This is a genomic window from Palleronia caenipelagi, from assembly GCF_007004065.1.
In the GTDB taxonomy this organism is placed as follows: Bacteria; Pseudomonadota; Alphaproteobacteria; order Rhodobacterales; family Rhodobacteraceae; genus Palleronia; species Palleronia caenipelagi.
Genome location: NZ_VFSV01000011.1, coordinates 37,843 through 55,857, shown reverse-complemented (window position 1 = coordinate 55,857; position 18,015 = coordinate 37,843). Strand labels below are relative to the sequence as shown.

At 61.6% G+C, this 18,015-nt stretch carries 17 protein-coding genes and 1 pseudogene; 11 read left to right on the top strand and 7 right to left on the bottom strand.

Annotated elements, in window-relative coordinates; translation table 11 throughout:
• The 6 genes from FEV53_RS08650 to FEV53_RS08625 are packed head-to-tail and all read left to right on the top strand — an operon-like array spanning position 1 to position 6,173.
• Positions 1 to 1,587 (top strand): ABC transporter ATP-binding protein, encoded by a 1,587-nt coding sequence (locus FEV53_RS08650; RefSeq protein WP_142834420.1) that lies wholly within the window; start codon positions 1 to 3, stop codon positions 1,585 to 1,587.
• Positions 1,587 to 2,693 carry an ABC transporter permease gene (locus tag FEV53_RS08645; RefSeq protein WP_142834419.1) on the top strand — a complete coding sequence of 369 codons (1,107 nt, stop codon included), beginning with the start codon at positions 1,587 to 1,589 and terminating at the stop codon, positions 2,691 to 2,693. The genes FEV53_RS08650 and FEV53_RS08645 overlap by 1 nt, the downstream gene beginning before the upstream one ends.
• Complete coding sequence (locus FEV53_RS08640) at positions 2,690 to 3,655, top strand: ABC transporter permease (RefSeq protein WP_142834418.1); 966 nt, start codon at positions 2,690 to 2,692, stop codon at positions 3,653 to 3,655. Before FEV53_RS08645 ends, FEV53_RS08640 begins: the two co-directional genes overlap by 4 nt.
• A 1-nt stretch (position 3,656) precedes the next feature.
• Entirely contained in the window at positions 3,657 to 4,463 is an 807-nt protein-coding gene (locus tag FEV53_RS08635; protein WP_142834417.1) for a purine-nucleoside phosphorylase, read from the top strand.
• Positions 4,464 to 4,509: 46 nt separating this feature from the next.
• Positions 4,510 to 5,418, top strand: a complete 909-nt coding sequence (locus tag FEV53_RS08630) for a sulfite exporter TauE/SafE family protein (protein ID WP_142834476.1) — start codon at positions 4,510 to 4,512, stop codon at positions 5,416 to 5,418.
• Positions 5,418 to 6,173 (top strand): TIGR02186 family protein, encoded by a 756-nt coding sequence (locus FEV53_RS08625; RefSeq protein ID WP_142834416.1) that lies wholly within the window; start codon positions 5,418 to 5,420, stop codon positions 6,171 to 6,173. Before FEV53_RS08630 ends, FEV53_RS08625 begins: the two co-directional genes overlap by 1 nt.
• On the opposite strand, the gene FEV53_RS08620 is transcribed toward FEV53_RS08625, so the two are convergent.
• Entirely contained in the window at positions 6,170 to 7,705 is a 1,536-nt protein-coding gene (locus tag FEV53_RS08620; RefSeq protein WP_142834415.1) for an ATP-dependent DNA helicase, read from the bottom strand. The two genes, FEV53_RS08625 and FEV53_RS08620, sit on opposite strands and share 4 nt — an antisense overlap.
• Positions 7,706 to 7,792: 87 nt before the next feature.
• A complete protein-coding gene (ccrA, locus tag FEV53_RS08615) occupies positions 7,793 to 9,073 on the bottom strand; it encodes a crotonyl-CoA carboxylase/reductase (protein WP_142834414.1) in 1,281 nt (426 codons plus the stop codon).
• Positions 9,074 to 9,365: 292 nt separating this feature from the next.
• Here ccrA and FEV53_RS08610 point away from each other — a divergent pair, with 292 nt between their 5' ends.
• Positions 9,366 to 11,333: a methylmalonyl-CoA mutase family protein gene (locus FEV53_RS08610; protein ID WP_142834413.1), complete on the top strand. Its 1,968-nt coding sequence runs from the start codon at positions 9,366 to 9,368 to the stop codon at positions 11,331 to 11,333.
• A gap of 99 nt (positions 11,334 to 11,432) precedes the next feature.
• The gene (locus FEV53_RS08605) at positions 11,433 to 11,744 is read left to right on the top strand and encodes an H-NS histone family protein (protein ID WP_142834412.1); all 312 of its coding nucleotides are present in this window, start codon (positions 11,433 to 11,435) and stop codon (positions 11,742 to 11,744) included.
• A 73-nt stretch (positions 11,745 to 11,817) separates the two neighbouring features.
• On the opposite strand, the gene FEV53_RS08600 is transcribed toward FEV53_RS08605, so the two are convergent.
• Entirely contained in the window at positions 11,818 to 12,573 is a 756-nt protein-coding gene (locus FEV53_RS08600; protein WP_142834411.1) for a sulfite exporter TauE/SafE family protein, read from the bottom strand.
• 161 nt (positions 12,574 to 12,734) lie between these two features.
• Between FEV53_RS08600 and mdh the strand changes: the two genes are divergently transcribed.
• From mdh to FEV53_RS22100, 3 genes and pseudogenes are all read left to right on the top strand, one after another.
• Entirely contained in the window at positions 12,735 to 13,697 is a 963-nt protein-coding gene (gene mdh, locus FEV53_RS08595) for a malate dehydrogenase (RefSeq protein WP_142834410.1), read from the top strand.
• Positions 13,694 to 14,626, top strand: coding sequence for a putative nucleotide-diphospho-sugar transferase (locus tag FEV53_RS08590; RefSeq protein ID WP_142834409.1), 933 nt, complete (start codon positions 13,694 to 13,696; stop codon positions 14,624 to 14,626). The genes mdh and FEV53_RS08590 overlap by 4 nt, the downstream gene beginning before the upstream one ends.
• Before the next feature lie 88 nt (positions 14,627 to 14,714).
• Positions 14,715 to 14,981, top strand: a pseudogene (locus FEV53_RS22100) (CBU_0592 family membrane protein); the annotation flags it as partial.
• Between the two features lie 28 nt (positions 14,982 to 15,009).
• Here FEV53_RS22100 and FEV53_RS08585 read toward each other — a convergent pair.
• The 4 genes from FEV53_RS08585 to FEV53_RS08570 all read right to left on the bottom strand — a co-directional run bounded on the left by FEV53_RS08585 (position 15,010) and on the right by FEV53_RS08570 (position 18,014).
• On the bottom strand, positions 15,010 to 15,726 hold the full coding sequence (locus tag FEV53_RS08585) for a proteasome-type protease (RefSeq protein WP_142834408.1): 717 nt from the start codon (positions 15,724 to 15,726) through the stop codon (positions 15,010 to 15,012).
• 64 nt (positions 15,727 to 15,790) lie between these two features.
• Positions 15,791 to 16,252 carry a GNAT family N-acetyltransferase gene (locus tag FEV53_RS08580; RefSeq protein WP_142834407.1) on the bottom strand — a complete coding sequence of 154 codons (462 nt, stop codon included), beginning with the start codon at positions 16,250 to 16,252 and terminating at the stop codon, positions 15,791 to 15,793.
• The gene (locus FEV53_RS08575) at positions 16,249 to 17,061 is read right to left on the bottom strand and encodes a transglutaminase family protein (protein ID WP_142834406.1); all 813 of its coding nucleotides are present in this window, start codon (positions 17,059 to 17,061) and stop codon (positions 16,249 to 16,251) included. The genes FEV53_RS08580 and FEV53_RS08575 overlap by 4 nt, the downstream gene beginning before the upstream one ends.
• Complete coding sequence (locus FEV53_RS08570; RefSeq protein WP_142834405.1) at positions 17,058 to 18,014, bottom strand: alpha-E domain-containing protein; 957 nt, start codon at positions 18,012 to 18,014, stop codon at positions 17,058 to 17,060. The genes FEV53_RS08575 and FEV53_RS08570 overlap by 4 nt, the downstream gene beginning before the upstream one ends.
• Position 18,015: the final 1 nt, after the last annotated feature.

Genomic DNA, 18,015 nt, shown 5'->3' with positions numbered 1-18,015 from the left:
ATGACCGCCCCAGCCATTGAACTCAAAGGTATTTCCAAATCCTTTGGACCCGTTCACGCCAATAAGGACATCGACCTGCGGGTCATGCCCGGCACAATTCACGGCATCATCGGCGAAAATGGCGCGGGCAAATCCACCCTGATGTCGATTCTCTACGGCTTTTACAAAGCCGACCGGGGCCAAATTTATATTCGCGGGGACAAGACTGAGATTGCCGACAGTCAGGCTGCAATCCGCGCGGGCATCGGCATGGTCTTCCAGCACTTCAAGCTGGTTCAGAATTTCACCGTTCTTGAGAATATCGTTCTGGGCGCCGAAGAGGGCGCGTTCTTGCGCCAGTCCCTCGCCCGTGCCCGCACATTGCTGAAAGAACTCTCCGAGGAATACGAGCTGCATGTGGATCCGGATGCCAAGATCGAAGATCTGGGTGTGGGCATGCAGCAGCGCGTGGAGATCCTCAAGGCGCTCTACCGGCGTGCCGAAATCCTGATCCTCGACGAACCCACCGGAGTGCTGACGCCCTCGGAGGCGGACCACCTGTTCCGCATCCTCGAAGGGCTGAAGCGTGAGGGGAAGACGGTGATCCTCATCACCCATAAGTTGCGCGAGATCATGGAGGTCACCGACACGATCTCAGTCATGCGGCGGGGCGAAATGACGGCGACCGTGAATACCGCTGACACCTCCCCCGAGGAACTGGCCGAGCTGATGGTGGGACGTAAGGTCCTGCTGCGTGTCGATAAAACGCCGAGCAAGCCGGGCGAAGTGGTGGCCGACGTGAAAAACCTCCGCGTCGTGGACAGTGACAAGGTTGAACGTCTGCGCGGTATATCCCTGCAAGTCCGGCGGGGAGAAATCCTCGGGATTGCCGGCGTTGCGGGCAACGGTCAGTCAGAGTTGTTGCAGGTGCTGGGCGGGATGCAGGACGCCACCGGCGAGGTACGGATCAATGGCGAACCTATTGACCTGACCGGCACGAAATCCGACGCGCGCACCCGCCGCGCCCGGGGCATTGGGCACGTACCCGAGGACCGCCACCATGAGGGTCTGATCTTGAATTTCCATGCTTGGGAGAACGTGGCTTTCGGCTATCACCACGCCCCTGAGTACAATTCCGGCCCGCTGATGGACAATCGCGCGATCCGTCAGGATGCTGAGGCGAAGATTGCGAAATTTGACGTCCGCCCCGCCAATTGCTGGCTGGAGGCCAAAAGCTTTTCCGGCGGCAACCAGCAGAAAATCGTCATCGCCCGGGAGCTGGAGCGGGAGCCTGACCTGTTGCTCGTCGGCCAGCCCACACGCGGCGTCGATATCGGCGCGATCGAGTTCATTCACGAACAGATTGTGGCCCTCCGCGATCAGGGCAAAGCGGTACTCTTGGTCTCGGTGGAGCTTGACGAAATCATGTCGCTGTCTGACCGCATCGCCGTCATGTTCGACGGGCGGATTATGGGCGAACGGCTGCCCTCCGAGACGAACGAGCGCGAGCTTGGCCTGCTGATGGCGGGGATCACCGATACGGACCGGGAGCATTCTGTCGCGGAAATCGAGGCCAATCTGGCCCATGTCGCAGGGAAGGTCGTCTGATGGACAAACTGCCGAAATGGGTCGATGTGGCCCTGATCCCGCTGATCAATCTCGCCCTCGCGCTGATCGTCTCGGGCTTTGTCGTGGCCCTGATCGGCGAAGATCCGTTCAATGCGCTCAGCGTCATGGTGCGTGGGGCCGTGGGCTCCACCTATGGCTGGGGTTACACCCTGTTCTACGCGACGAACTTCATTTTCACGGGCCTCGCCGTCGCGATCGCTTTTCACGCGCGACTGTTCAATATCGGCGGCGAGGGTCAGGCGCAGCTCGGCGCGCTGGGGGTGGCGCTGGTCTGCCTCGCCCTGCCCTGGCCGCACTGGATCATCGCCCTGCCCTTCGCCATTCTCGGCGGTGCGCTATTCGGGGCTGCCTGGGCGGCGATCCCGGCCTATCTGCAAGCCAAGCGCGGCAGCCACATCGTGATCACCACGATCATGTTCAACTTCATCGCCTCGGCGCTGCTGGTCTATCTGCTGGTGGGCATCCTGAAAGTGCCCGGCTCCATGGCGCCGGAAACCGCCCGCTTCCCCGAAGGCGCGCATCTGCCCTCGGCCCGCGATGTGCTGGCGGTGATCGGCATCCCCTTTGCCCGCACGCCGCTGAACGTCGCGTTCCTTGTCGCGCTGGTCTGTGCCTGGGGGGTGTGGATGCTGCTGTGGCGCAGCCGGCTGGGCTATGAAATCCGGGCCTTTGGCCAGTCCGAACCCGCCGCCCGCTATGCCGGGATCTCGCCGCTGAAGATCACCATGATCACGATGCTGATCTCCGGCGCCTTGGCCGGTCTGATGGCGATCAACGCGGTGATGGGGGAACAGCAACGGCTCATTCAGGATAACGTGCTTGGTGCGGGCTTTGTCGGCATCGCCGTGGCGCTCATGGGGCGCTCGCACCCGGTGGGAGTACTTCTGGCAGCAATCCTGTTCGGCGCGCTCTATCAGGGCGGCGCAGAGCTGGAATTCGAGACCTCCGTGCCGCGCGAGATGGTTGTGGTCATTCAGGCCCTCGTGATCCTGTTCACCGGGGCTCTGGACGGCATGATCCGCCGCCCGCTGGAGAGCCTCTTTGCGCGGCGCAAGCGCAGCACAAGCGGAGTGCCCGCAGAATGAGTTACGCAGATATCATCCAGATCCTCGACAGCTCGATCCGCCTCGGCACGCCGCTGCTTCTGGCCTGTCTCGCGGGGCTCTATAGCGAACGGTCTGGCGTGTTCGACATCGGCCTCGAGGGAAAGATGCTGGTCGCCGCGTTCTTTTCCGCTGCCGTAGCCGCGATTACTGGTTCGGTCTGGATCGGCCTCCTCGCGGGTGTGGCGGCTTCGGTGGTCTTCGCAATGATCCATGGGCTGGCCTCGATTACCTTCCGGGGCGATCAGCTTATCTCTGGCGTGGCGATCAACTTTCTCGCGGCGGGCATGACAGTGCTCATCGCGCAGGACTGGTTCTCGCAGGGTTCCCGCACCCCTTCGCTCAGCGGCGATGCGCGGTTCAGCAGCATCGACCTGCCCTTTGCCGACGCGCTCTCGGGCGTCCCCATTCTGGGGCCACTCTATTCCGAGGCGCTCTCGGGCCATACGATCCTCGTCTATGTGGCGCTGCTGGCGGTACCGGCCACGTGGTACGTGCTGTTCCGCACCCGGTTCGGCCTGCGTCTCCGGGCGGTCGGCGAGAACCCTGGCGCGGTGGATACGGCGGGGATCTCGGTGACCCGGCTGCGCTACTCGGCCGTGCTGATCTGCGGCATCCTCTGCGGCCTCGCGGGGGCGTATCTGTCCACCGGCCTCGCCGCAGGATTTACCAAGGATATGACGGCAGGCCGGGGCTTTATCGCGCTGGCAGCCCTGATCTTCGCCAAGTGGCGGCCGTGGTACGCGCTCTTCGCCTGCCTGCTTTTTGGCCTGTTGCAAGCCATCTCTAACCGCTATTCGACCCTTGATCTGGGGATTTTCGAAATTCCCAATGCCTTTGTTCTGGCCCTACCATATATTCTCACCGTGGTCATCCTCGCGGGTTTTGTGGGTCGGGCCATCCCGCCGCGCGCCGGTGGCGAACCCTATGTAAAGGAGCGCTGAGATGTCCGAGCGTGACGCTGCCGATCTGGCCCGCTTCATCCGCGACCGCGCGGGCGGCGAGGATGTAGAGATCGGACTGGTGCTGGGCTCGGGCCTGTCCGGCCTCGCGGATGCGATAGACGGGGTTTCCATCGACTACGCGCAACTGCCGGGATTCCCCCAGCCGGGGGTCTCCGGGCACAAGGCCGCGCTGACCATCGGTCAGTTTGAAGGTCGCCGGGTCGCGGTCTTTCGAGGCCGGGCGCATTACTACGAAAAGGGCGACCCCTCCGCCATGCGCTTGCCCCTGGAGGTGCTGAAAGCGCTTGGAGCCGGGACGCTGATCCTGACCAATGCCGCAGGATCTCTCGTGCCAGAGATGACCCCCGGATCGGCGATGCTACTGACCGACCACATCAATTTCTCGGGACTGAACCCGTTGATCGGCGAACGGACGGATGCGCGCTTTGTCCCGATGGGTGGTGCCTATGACGCGGACCTGCAACGCGGCCTCGCGGCGGCGGCAGCGTCCTCAGGGACCGAGCTGCATCAGGGCGTCTACGCCTGGTATTCCGGCCCGTCCTTCGAGACCCCTGCCGAGATCCGCGCGATCCGAACACTGGGCGCTGACGCCGTCGGCATGTCCACTGTGCCAGAGGTCATCCTCGCCCGGTTTTTCGGACTGCGCGTCGCAGCGATCTCGGCAATTACCAACATGGCCGCCGGTCTTTCGGATGAAAACATCAGCCACGACCACACCAAGGACATGGCGCCGCTCGGCGCTGCCAAGATAGAGACGATCCTGCGCGCGGCCCTGCCCTCTTTCTGAGCGGAGCGCGCCAGCCAAGCCCCTAGGAGGCACAAGAGACCCTGTGCTGCAGATCTACCTGCCCATCGCCGAAGTCTCGATCAACCTGTTTCTCCTCATGGGGATCGGCGCGCTGGTGGGGATCTTATCGGGCATGTTCGGGGTCGGTGGCGGGTTCCTGATCACGCCGCTCCTCTTCTTCGTCGGCATCCCTCCCGCCGTGGCGGTGGCCACCTCGGCCAACCAGATTGTGGCCTCGTCCTTTTCCGCCGTCCTCACCCATATCCGACGAAAGACTGTGGATTTCCGAATGGGCTGGGTCCTTCTGGCGGGTGGCCTTGTAGGTTCCTATCTTGGTGTGTGGGTGTTCAATCTGCTGCGCAGCCTCGGCCAGGTCGATCTGCTGGTGCAACTCTGCTACGTGGTGTTCCTCGGCACCATCGGTGGCATGATGTTCATCGAGAGCCTCCGGGCCATGCGTCGTGCCAAGAGCGGCGTGCTGCCCACCAGACGCAAGCATAACTGGATCCACGCACTCCCCTTGAAGATCAAGTTCCGTACATCCGGCCTATATATCTCGGTCGTGCCGCCCCTCCTCGTTGGGGTCGCGGTCGGGGTGCTGGCGGCGATCATGGGCGTGGGTGGGGGCTTTATCATGCTGCCCGCAATGATCTACCTCCTGGGAATGCCGACAAAGGTCGTTGTTGGAACTTCGCTCTTTCAGATCATCTTCGTCACCGCCTTTACGACGCTGATGCATGCGATCACAAACCAGACCGTGGACATGCTGCTGGCCATCATTTTGATCCTTGGCGGCGTGGTGGGCGCGCAGGTGGGAACACGTCTCGGCAGCAAGCTGAAGGCAGAGCAGCTACGCATCATCCTGGCCCTCATCGTGCTCGCCGTCTGTGGTAAGCTGGCATTGGATCTGCTCATCACGCCCAAGGAGTTCTTCTCCATCGGAGGCGTGTCCTGATGCGCTGGTTCGTCGCCCTGCTTTGGCTGCTCGCCGCGCCCGTTTACGCCACCGAAGAGCTGGTGGCTGGCCTCAGCACGAACCGCATCTCGATTTCCGCGACCTTCGCGGGATCCGAGCTGATGATCTTCGGCGCGGTCAAACGGGACGCGCCCATTGCTGACGGCAATCTTGGCGTCATCATTACCGTTGAGGGTCCCAAGGCCCCGATCACGCTGCGCCAAAAAGAACGGCTCGGTCCGATCTGGGTGAACCGCTCTGCGCTGGAAATCGACAAGGCCCCCAGCTTTTATGCAGTGAACACCTCGCAGCCGCTCACAGAGATCCTCAGCGCGACGGATAACCTGCGGCACGGGATCACTATTCGCCGTGCAATCCGGTCGGTTGGTGCGCCCGCGACGATCAAGGACCCAGCCGCCTTTTCCGAAGCTCTGATCCGCCTCAAGGAAAAGGATGGGCTCTATAAGGTGAACGAAAACACGGTCCTGCTGCGTCAATCGACCTTGTTTGACACGTCGGTGGCCCTGCCCGCCAACCTGATTGAGGGCCCCTATGTTTCGCGGATTTTCCTGACCCGGGATGGCAAGGTGATCGAGTCTGAACGGATCTCGATCAATGTGACTAAGGTGGGATTAGAGCGCTTTCTGTACCGCCTGTCACAGGAAAATCCCCTGACCTATGGCATCCTGTCGCTGGTTCTGGCGATCTTCGCAGGTTGGGGTGCATCTGCGATCTTCCGTCAGCTCAAGAGCTAAGCGCCGCCCTCCTCCGGGATGAGGCTCAGAGGCGCAGGAGTGGCATCGAGATCGCCGGTGTCCAGCGCCTCAGCCGGACGCCCCAGCCGGTTGCGGATCACCCAGTGCAGCCGCGTCTCAGCGCGGGTGATCGCGACATAAGCCAACCGCTTCCACAATGGCTGACCGGCTTCCATCCGCCCAACCTTCGACGCGGCCCAGAGATCGGGCGCGAAGACCTGCACCTCCGGCCATTGCGAGCCCTGTGCCTTATGGATCGTGCAGGCAGCTCCGTGCAGGAAGGTCGCCCCCATTCTTGCGGCATAGGGAATGAACGGCTCTTCCTCATCGGGCATCTCGATCTTTACGATGGACGCCACATTCACCCTCGGATCGGGCGCGCCCACCACGTGGAGGCGCGAAAACCCGGGACGCTTCCCCTCGCCCAGATAGATCACCTGCGCGCCTTTGATCAGGCCGCGCGCCTCCAAATCAATACGCTTTTTGCGGTGCTTCAACGGCAATTCGATCCCGTCGCAAATGAGCGGTTCTCCCGGCAGGAGCGCATCCGCAGGCGCCCCATATGCTCCGCGAAAGGCGTTGATCAGCCGGATGCGCGTGGCGTTACGCCAAACCAGAACCGGCGAGCGCGCCATGAGCGAAGACTCCACCCGTTCGGCCATGACGACCCGGTCATCCCCCGCCGCAGCCTCCCGGATCCGGGCCTCGAAATCGGAGAAGGTCAGGTCCGGATCGGCCAGCATATGGGCGAGATCGAGGATCGGATTATCCGCCTCTTGCCGGTGGATCCGGCTGAGATGGACGATCCGCTTCTCCGGCAGCGCATCAAAGACCATCTCGCCCGATTGCTGCACCGGGGCGAGCTGCGCCGGGTCGCCAAACAGGATAAGGGTCGGAAAGATCTCCTGCAGATCCTCGAACTGGCGTTTGTCGAGCATGGAGCTTTCATCGACCATGCCGATATCGAGCGGCTCTTCGCGCCGCTTCCAGCCGGTGATGAAATCGGAGCCCCTGAGACCCGCCGCCGCCAGCGCCCCGGGAATCGAGCTGTTGGTCTGATAGAATGCGTGGGCGCGGTCCAGCGCCTCGTCGCTCATCCCGTCGATCTCGGGCCGCTCGCCCTCGCCCGCCAGCCATTCGGCGATGCGCTCGTAGTCCGGATCATAGACCGGGGTATAGAGGATACGGTGAATGGTCGTCGCGGGCACGCCACGATTGCGCAGCACGCTGGCCGCCTTGTTCGTCGGCGCGAGGATAGCGAAGGTGCGGCGATCTTTACGGCGGCGGCCCTCGTAATCACCCGAGATTATGTCCACGCCGGCCTTTTTCAGCGCGTCCGAAATCATCGCAAGGAGCAGGGTCTTGCCCGAGCCAGCCTTGCCCGTGACGGCGAGCACCTCGGAGCGGCTCTCTTTCAGGGGGGTGATGCCGCCGGTGTCGAGATCGACCCCGGCCCCGCGCAGCACATGCCGGAGCATATCATCTGCGCGAGCCTGATCGGCGGAGAGAACGGGGGGAGGCGCATCGGTCATAAACCCTGTCTAGACCGGCGCCCCAAGGCGGTCGAGCCGCTTTCGGGGATCCCCGGGGCCGGGTCGCACCAGCCCCGGGGGATGTCGTCAGGAATTGCCCGCTTCGATGGCATCCTCGATCGTGCGCAGCCCGGTTTTGGGGGCGGAGACGAGGCAGGCCATGTTGCCCGGCTTATGCTCGTTGCGAAGCATCTTCGTGTGGGCGGAGGGAATCGCCTTCCACTCGAAAACCTCGGACATGCAGGGGTCCAGACGGCGCTCGACCATCAGCTTGTTGGCGGAGGCGGCTTGCTTGAGGTGCGCAAAGTGGCTGCCCTGAATGCGCTTCTGGTGCATCCAGACATAGCGCGCGTCCATGGTCAGGTTATATCCGGTGGTCCCGGCGCAGATCACGACCATGCCGCCTTTCTTGCAGACAAAGGTCGAGACCGGGAAGGTCGATTCGCCCGGGTGCTCGAAGACCATGTCCACATTCACGCCCTTGCCGGTGATGTCCCAGATCGCCTTGCCGAACTTGCGGACCTCGGCGAACCATTCCTTATATTCGTCGGTGTTCACCTTGGGCAACTGGCCCCAGCAGTTGAAATCCTTCCGGTTGATGACGCCCTTAGCGCCAAGCCCGAGGACAAAGTCGCGCTTATCCTCGTCGGAGATCACCGCGATTGCATTCGCACCGGCGGTGTTGATCAGCTGGATCGCGTAGGAGCCGAGGCCGCCAGAAGCGCCCCAAACCAGCACGTTTTGGCCGGGCTTAAGCTCATGGGGATGATGACCGAACAGCATCCGGTAGGCGGTCGCCAGCGTCAGCGTGTAGCAGGCCGATTCTTCCCACGTCAGATGCTTCGGCCGCGGCATGAGCTGCTGGGCCTGCACGCAGGTGAACTGGGCAAAGGAACCATCCGGCGTCTCATAGCCCCAGATCCGCTGGGTCGGCGAGAACATCGGGTCACCGCCGTTGCACTCTTCGTCGTCGCCATCGTCCTGATTGCAGTGAATCACGACCTCGTCGCCCACTTTCCAGGTTTTCACCTTGTCGCCTACGGCCCAGACGATGCCAGAGGCGTCGGACCCAGCGATATGGAACGGCGCCTTATGTACGTCGAATGGGCTGATCGGAATGCCAAGCCCGGCCCACACACCATTGTAGTTGATGCCTGCCGCCATCACGAGCACCAGCACCTCGTGGCTGTCGGGGCGCGGAGTATCGACGACTTCGAGCTGGAACGACTCTTCCGGCTCCCCGTGACGCTCGCGCCGAATCGCCCAGGCGTGCATCTTCTCCGGCACATGGCCCAGGGGCGGAATTTCACCTACCTCGTAGAGAGATTTGCCTTCGGTCCGGGTCATCGTATCGGCATCCATGGCCATGCTGCTTCCCTCCAGTTTCGCCGCAACGCGGCAGCGTTTATGCTGCAACCGAGATATTTGCGCGCTCGAAACTTTGCAACAGTTCTTCCGCTTATATCGGTAATTTTATAACTTACGCCCCGGCATATCGTCACAAATCGTCCACATATTCTGATTTTGGGCCGCAGAGAGCGACGTGACGTCACATAGGAAACGCCGCAGAGGTTGCACCGAATTCGCGTGCGCAGCATCTGGACACGCAATATTCTTTCAAGCTATCCATCCTCAGAGCAAAGTTTCGGAAGGGACCCGCATGACCGACACGCCGCAGAAAGACCGTCCCTGGCTGTTTCGCACTTATGCGGGACACTCCACCGCCGCTGCGTCCAACGCACTTTATCGTAGCAATCTGGCGAAGGGTCAGACGGGTCTCTCCGTCGCGTTCGACCTGCCGACCCAGACCGGCTATGACAGCGACCATGAACTGGCGCGCGGTGAGGTGGGCAAGGTTGGTGTCCCTGTTGCGCATCTGGGCGATATGCGAGCCCTGTTCGACCAGATCCCGCTGGAGCAGATGAACACCTCGATGACGATCAACGCCACCGCTCCGTGGCTGCTCGCGCTTTACATCGCGGTTGCCGAGGAACAAGGTGCGGACGTGTCCAAGCTTCAAGGCACCGTGCAGAACGACATCATCAAGGAATACCTGTCGCGCGGCACCTATATCTGCGCGCCAAAGCCCTCACTGCGGATGATTACCGATGTGGGCGCCTTCACGCGCGAGCACCTGCCCAAATGGAACCCGATGAACGTGTGTTCCTACCATTTGCAAGAGGCCGGCGCGACACCGGATCAGGAACTGGCCTTTGCGCTGGCCACCGCCACGGCAGTGCTCGACGACCTGAAGGGAAAGGTGGCGCCCGAGGATTTCCCCGAGATGGTCGGGCGGATCAGCTTCTTCGTCAACGCGGGCATCCGGTTTGTCACCGAGATGTGCAAGATGCGGGCCTTCGTCGATCTCTGGGACGAGATCTGCCGCGAGCGCTATGACGTCGACGACCCGAAATACCGTCGCTTCCGCTATGGAGTGCAGGTGAACTCGCTTGGCCTGACCGAGCAGCAGCCGGAGAATAACGTCTACCGGATTCTGCTTGAAATGCTCGCGGTGACCCTGTCGAAGAACGCCCGCGCCCGTGCGGTACAGCTGCCTGCGTGGAACGAAGCACTGGGTCTGCCGCGACCCTGGGATCAGCAATGGTCCCTCCGGATGCAGCAAATTTTGGCTTTCGAGACGGACCTGCTGGAATATGACGACCTGTTTGACGGCAACCCGGCGGTGGAGCGGAAGGTCGAGGCGCTGAAAGAGGGCGCCCGAGCCGAACTGCGCCAGATCGATGCCATGGGCGGCGCAGTGAACGCCATCGAGTACATGAAATCCCGTCTGGTCGAGTCCAATGCAGAGCGCATTCAGGGGATTGAGACCGGCGCCACCACTGTCATTGGCGTTAACCGATATGAGACGGGTGAGCTCTCCCCCCTGACCTCCGGCCCCGACGCAATCATGGTCGCAGACCCGGAGGCCGAGGCGGACCAGATCGCCCGGCTTCACGCCTGGCGCGAGGCGCGGGACCCCCAGCGCGTCGATCAGGCGCTGGCGGCCTTGCGGCAAGCAGCCGCGGACGGCTCCAACATTATGCCTGCCTCGATCGAAGCGGCCAAAGCAGGTGTCACCACCGGCGAATGGGGCCAAATGCTGCGCGCTGCCTTTGGTGAATATCGCGGCCCCACCGGCGTTTCCGCATCGCCCTCGAATAACGTGCAGGGCCTCGATGATATCCGCGCCGAGGTGGATGCCGTTTCAACCCGTCTTGGTCGGCGGCTCAGTTTTATGGTCGGTAAACCCGGCCTAGACGGCCATTCCAATGGCGCTGAACAAATCGCCGCCCGCGCCCGCGATTGCGGCATGGCGATCAGTTACGAAGGGATTCGCCTGACCCCTTCTGAGATCGTCGCCCGCGCCCGCGAAGAAAATCCCCATGTGCTGGGTCTTTCAATTCTCTCCGGAAGTCATGTCTCACTCGTTCGTGATCTCATGGCTCAATTGCGTAAAGAAGGTATGGATCTGCCGGTGATTGTCGGTGGAATCATTCCGGACCCTGATGCCGAAATTCTGCGAAATGCCGGAGTCGCAAGGATTTATACCCCGAAGGATTTCGAGCTCAATCGCATCATGGCCGACATTGTCACTCTGGCAGATCCCAAAGCAATTGCCGCTGAGTGAGCCAATAGCAGCCAGATTTTGCCGATCCACAATCAGGGTTTGCAATTTCCCATAAACAGCGCCAGATACACCCACTCTTAAAAAACGGGTGTATCTGAAATGGATCTTAATCTCGATCAAATGTCGCGGGATGACTTGAAAGCCCTTCAGCGCGATGTCGAAAAGGCGCTGGCGACTCTTGACGATCGTCGTCGTGCCGAGGCGCGCATGGCTGCCGAACAGGCTGCCAAAGAATTCGGCTTCTCGCTGGAAGAAATCCTCGCGGCTCAAAAGAAGTCGGGTAAGAAAAACCCGCCGAAATACTGCAATCCTGAAGATCCGCGTCAGACTTGGTCTGGCCGGGGCCGTCAGCCCCAGTGGATCAAGGACGCGCTTGCTGCGGGCAAACCGCTCGACGAATTCGCTATCTGACAATCCATTAGACGACTGCAAAAGGCCACGGAGGTTTCTCCGTGGCCTTCGGCTTTTCAAAAAGGTTGGACGATCAAGCTGTCAATCCATCGAAGATGAGTTTTGTCCCCGTTGCGAGTAGCAACGCGTAGGTCAGCCGGAAATACCACAAGTCTGATATCCGGTCGTGAAGTCGGACGCCGATAAAAATCCCGAGAACAGCAACCGGAACGAGTGTCATATCGATCCAGAGCATAGACAGATCAAAAGCGCCCATGCTGTAATAAGGTAGAATTTTCATTAAATTGATCACCCAGAAGACGAACACCGTCGTGGCCTGATAGCGCCTTTTGGATAACCTGCGCGATAAGAGATAAACGGAGGCTGCCGGCCCGCCGGCATGTGCCATGAAACTGGTAAAACCCGTCGCAATTCCGAGAATTCCGCCCATCAGAGTTGATCCCAGTTGCCGCGACCCCGAAATGAGCCCGGCGCTCCGGGCCATCTCGAAAAAGACAAACAACACCGCGATCGCGCCGATGAACAGGCGCACAGTGTTAGCATCGGTGCGCTGAAAAAGAAGCAATCCAAGGATCGTACCGGGGATTGCGCCGAGGCACAGCACAAGCGCCGCGGTCGGATCCCATTGCCGCCAATAGGCAGAGAGCGCGGTGACATCCATCAGCATCAACAGCGGCAGCATGAGGGCCAGCGCGACTTGCGGTTCGAGGACCAGCGCGAGGAGGATCGCTCCGGCAAAGCTCGCGCCTGATCCAAAGCCCCCCTTGGAAATTCCGGCCATGAGAACGGCAGGAATTGCCACCAGATAGAACGTCCAAAGATCAGTCATACTGCCCCCAACCAGTGGCGGTTTTTGAAATCATGCGGCCTTTCCTACTGCATGCCCGCTTCTGCCGGGGTTAGCGCCGGACAATAGACGCCCCGCTCTTGTCATGGGGGAGGCGGTCCCGTAACCCTCGTAACGAAGTCACCAAACTGCGGAGAAACGCAATGGCCCGACCCAAAATCGCACTGATCGGCGCAGGACAGATCGGCGGCACGCTCGCCCATCTCGCAGCCATGAAGGAACTCGGAGACGTCGTTCTGTTCGACATTTCTGAGGGCACCCCCGAAGGCAAAGCGCTCGACATTGCGGAATCCGGCCCGTCCGAGGGCTTTGACGCCAAGCTAAAAGGCACTCAGGATTACGCTGACATCGCCGGCGCCGATGTGTGCATCGTCACTGCCGGTGTCCCGCGCAAGCCCGGCATGAGCCGCGATGACCTGTTGGGCATCAACCTGAAGGTCATGAAGTCCGTCGGCGAGGGCATCCGAGACAACGCTCCGAACGCGTTCGTGATCTGCATCACCAACCCGCTCGACGCCATGGTCTGGGCGCTGCGCGAATTTTCCGGCCTGCCCCATAACAAGGTCTGCGGTATGGCGGGCGTTCTCGACAGCGCGCGCTTCCGTCACTTCCTGTCCGAAGAGTTCAAGGTATCCATGCGCGACGTGACGGCCTTCGTGCTGGGCGGCCACGGCGATACCATGGTGCCGCTGGCCCGCTACTCCACTGTGGCCGGTATCCCCCTGCCCGATCTGGTGAAGATGGGCTGGACCACGCAGGAGCGTCTTGACGCCATCGTCCAGCGCACCCGCGACGGCGGTGCAGAGATCGTCGGCCTCCTGAAGACCGGTTCCGCGTTCTACGCTCCTGCCACCTCCGCCATTGAGATGGCCGAAGCGTACCTGAAGGACCAGCGGCGGCTTCTGCCCTGCGCGGCCTATGTGGACGGCGCCTTTGGCCTGAAGGGCATGTATGTGGGCGTGCCGACAATCATCGGCGCCGGGGGCATCGAGAAGGTTGTCGACATCAAGCTCGACAAGGACGAGCAGGTTATGTTCGACAAATCCGTCGACGCTGTGAAAGGTCTCGTGGAAGCCTGCAAGGGCATTGATTCCTCCCTCGCATGAGCGACCTGACTCACGATGCGCCGCAGGACGGGTCCGCCCTGTCCTGCGGTTTTGTGTATGGGGCCACCGGCCTGCGCTATCTGGGCCGGGCGATCCAGTCGGCCCGATCACTCCGCGCGGTCTCGCCTCAGGCGGTCATTGATCTCTATTGCGATGATGCCGCACGCTTGCCCGGTGACCACCCGTTTGACCGGGTCATCCGTCTTGACCGCGCCGCGACGCACCGTCCGAAATTCGAAGCGCTGATCCGCTCGCGGTTTGAGCGCACCGTCTATCTCGACAGCGATACCGTGGTGCTCGCCCCGATCGACGACCTGTTCGAGGTGCTCGAACAGTTTGACTTCGCGGCCAGCCATATCGCTCGTCGCAACAGTGATCATGCGGTCGCGCTGCACAAGCGCCCCGTCCCTGCGGCCTTCCCGCAGATCAATGGCGGCGTCGTCGGCATCCGGCGCAGTCCGGCGGTTCGGGAATTCCTGACAGCGGTTCAGAGCGAAATGGACGCGACGGGGACCAAGGTCGATCAAACGATCTTTCGCGAGTTTCTCTTTTACGGCGATCTGCGCCTGACGATCCTGCCCGAAGAATACAATTTCAAGCGTATCGAGATCGCGGGGGTCTGGGATAGCGACCATGCCGCCCCCCGCGTGCTGCACGAGTCCAAACTTCACCGCCGCGCTTATCGGGGGTTTTCGTCCGAGAAAGCTCTGAAACTGGCCTACGGAACACGCCTTTGGAATCATCTTGCTGCGTTGCGCGACAGCGACCGCAGCTTGAACCCACGCTCCAAAACTTCCCGCTCTGCCCTGTATCGCATCCCGCGCCGGAGACAGCTCACGCTCGTCGGCCGGACTCAGGAGCGGATCGCCTATTGGCTCAACAAGAGCCGAGACGCTTCCGGCGACTGGATTGATCCCGATCAAAGCTAAGCGCCTCTCACCGCCGTTTCACACTATCCTCACAGCCCGAATCGGGGGCTTTACTTTAGGGTAACTTCATTGGTTGGAGTTACTTACGATGTTCTTTCCCGACGGCCTATTTCAGGACACACTGGATATCAGCTCAACACTCACGCCGCTCGCAGGCCATCTGGGTGCGGTCATTTACGTTTTTGGCAGTATGCTGGTGCACACGGGACGGATGGATGGCAACGGGCCGGGCTATTCGCTCAGCAAAGCCATCGCCGCCTCGCTGATCCTGATTTCCCTGTCCGACAACGTGGTCTGGAGCGTGGCCTGGATGCAGGTCTGCTACCTCATCCTGGGTACAACGGGGGCTGTTCTGGCACTCCGCAGGGCCAAAATAACGCGCCTCAGATCTCAATCTCCTGAAAGCCGCGGCGCAACGCATTCGACCACGCCACGCTCATGGCCTGGAAGGTCTCGTCCTCAGCGTCGATCCGGACCCGTTCGGAAATCCTTTGCTCCCCGCTTGGGATAACGCAGAGGTCAAGGGGCATCCCGACGCTCAGGTTTGAGCGCAGGGTCGAATCCATGGACAGGAGCACCGCCTTCTTCGCGTCTTCGAGGGTCGTCTCAGGCGTCACCACACGGTCGAGGATTGGCTTGCCATATTTGTGCTCACCGATTTGCAGGAACGGGGTGTCGCTGGTGGCCTCGATAAAATTGCCCTCGGGATAGATCAGGAACAGACGCGGTTCCCCACCACGCCGCTGCCCCGCAAGGATCATCGAAGCCCGTGCCGCGCTGGCTTGCTCGCCCATGCGTCCGGCAATCTTTCCCGAGACATCCGACAACATGGCGCCAACCATCTCGGCCACTTCGAGCATCGTATCGACCGTCATGATCGACGGGCCGTCGGGGATGTCGATGGCATCCTGAAGGCGGGAGAGCGTCGTTTGTGTGACCGAAAGCGATCCGGCGGTCATGATCGCGATGACGCGCTCGCCCGGCTCCTCGAAGGTATACATCTTGCGATAGGTGGCGATGTTGTCGAGCCCTGCATTGGTGCGCGTATCCGACAAGAGCACCAGCCCGACATCCAAGAGCAGTCCGACGCAATAGGTCATATCGTCCACCTTCCCCGATCACCGCGCCGGAAATAGGCCCATTCCGCGGCAAGAGCAACGGGAGTCACGGGGTCAGGGCCTTGCGAAAGCCGGTATGTGACGTGACATAGCCTAGGCTCTCATAGAACCGACGGGCATCGCGACGGACCGCGTTGGAGGTGAATTGCAACCGGGTCGCCCCTAGGGATCGCGCCCAACGTTCAGCCTCGTCCACCAATTGCGCACCGAGGCCTTGCCCCCTGAGATCCGCCGCGACGCGGACACCTTCGAGGATCGCATGGCGGGGGGCGGAGAAAGACAGGCCGTGGATCAGGATGACCTGCGCGCAGGCGATCACCTGCCCTCGCCGCTCCCCGACGATCACCCGCGCGTTCGTCACCGCGCACATCTGGTGGAAACTCTCGGTGAAGACATCCAGAGAAGGCGGCGGGCCGCCATCCATGGAATCTTCGATCAGCAGCTCCCGGATCGCCGCCACATCCCCGGCCCGCGCGTCTCGAAAGACCACGTCACCAGAGCCGCTCATTGCTGGGCGTCGACGGTGACCTCGGCGCGCAGGTCTTCTGTCCCGGCACCAAAGCCCGTCCCGCGGATCGGGGCCGCGGCCACGGCGTCCAGACCGGAGCCAAGCCGGATGTAGCGCTCGTCGGGACAGCAGCCATTGGCGGCATCGAAACCGACCCAGCCCAGCCCATCGACGTGAAGTTCGGCCCAAGCATGGCTGGCTTGTTCCGCACTGCCATCTGCCGTTGCTTGCAGGTAGCCCGTCACATAGCGCGCCGGGAGACCGACGCTGCGGGCGGCAGAGATCAGGACATGGGTCTGATCCTGGCAAACCCCATGTCCTGCCGCCAACGCCTCCGCCGCGCTTGTGCCATGCTCGGTCATTCCGGGGGTGTAGCTGACAGCGTCACGCACTGCATGACTGAGCGCATGCGCCTGATCGAGCGGGGTGCCGATGCCGCTGACGGCCTCCTGCCCGAGTTCCCGGACCGCGAGATCCGGTGTGGTGAGATCGGTGCGCCGGAGATAGGCATGGGGCGAGATCTTTTCACGCAGCCCTTTCAGAACGCCTGCCGTATCAGAAGTCTCGACCTCACCTTCGGCAACGATCACCAGATGGTCCACGTTGCGCAAGGCTACGGTCTCGATCCAGTCCCCGGCCCCGTCGCGAAAGCTCGCGCCCCGTTCAGCCTCGGCGCCTTCGACAGTAACAGACCAGCGGGTTGCGAACTGTCCGGCAAAGCGGCTGGGGGTCAGGCGCAGGGACTGGACCACGGTGCGGCGGGGTTGGGAATAGCTGTATTCGGTGCGATGGCGGACAGTCAGTCTCATCGTGCTTCCCCGTTCAGATAGCTCGTGGTGATTTCGGCGCTGAGATCGGCGAGATCCCCCAGAAAGGCGGTCAGGAACTCGTGCAGCCCGTCATCAAAGATGTCTTCGGCTGTCAGCTCCGAAAGTTCCGCCTGGATCTGCCGCCCCCGCGACGTGGCCGAGGTCGAGCGTCCATAGCGGCGTGCCAGACGCTCCAGATGTTCAACTACCCCGTCCGTGGCGCTGATCAGGGATCGCGGGCTCTGGCGGTTCAGGGCGAGAAAGTCGACAATCTTCCGCGCAGTCAGATCGCCGCCATAGACCCAGGCAAAGGCGCGCTGCGAGTTCATCGCCTGAAGGATGGTCCGCCACTGGTAGTTGTCGAGCCCCGAGCCGACCATGGATACGTGAGGCAGCAGCACGTAATATTTCACGTCAAGGATCCGGGCGGTGGATGCCGCCCGCTCAAGGTAATGCCCAAGATTCAGGAAATCATAGCCATCGTTGCGCAGTTGCCCGCCGATTGTCGCGCCCCGAATTTTTGAGACATGGCCGGTGGTGAAATCGCGCATATCCGAGATCGAGAGCGTCGAGCGCTCCTGACGTGCCAGTTCCTGCATCTCCGCGTGGAAGGAATTGATCGCTTCCCACACCTGCGTGGTCAGCGCCGTGCGGACGATCCGGGCATTCTCGCGGGCGGTATGGACACAGGACGCCACGGAGGAAGGGTTGTCGCGGTCGAAGAACAGATGCGTCTCAACGTTGCGCGGGACAGCATCGGGGCCATATTTCTCGCGGTAGGCGGCATAGCTCCCGCTCGCAGCGAGAACGGAATCCCATTCGTTGCGATTGCCCCCGCCGGTATCCGGCAACAGCGCATTGCGCGCAGCCACTTCGAGCAATCGGGCATGGGTGTCGGCACGTTCGATGTAACGGGCGATCCAGAAGAGGTTTTCTGCGGTACGGCTCAACATG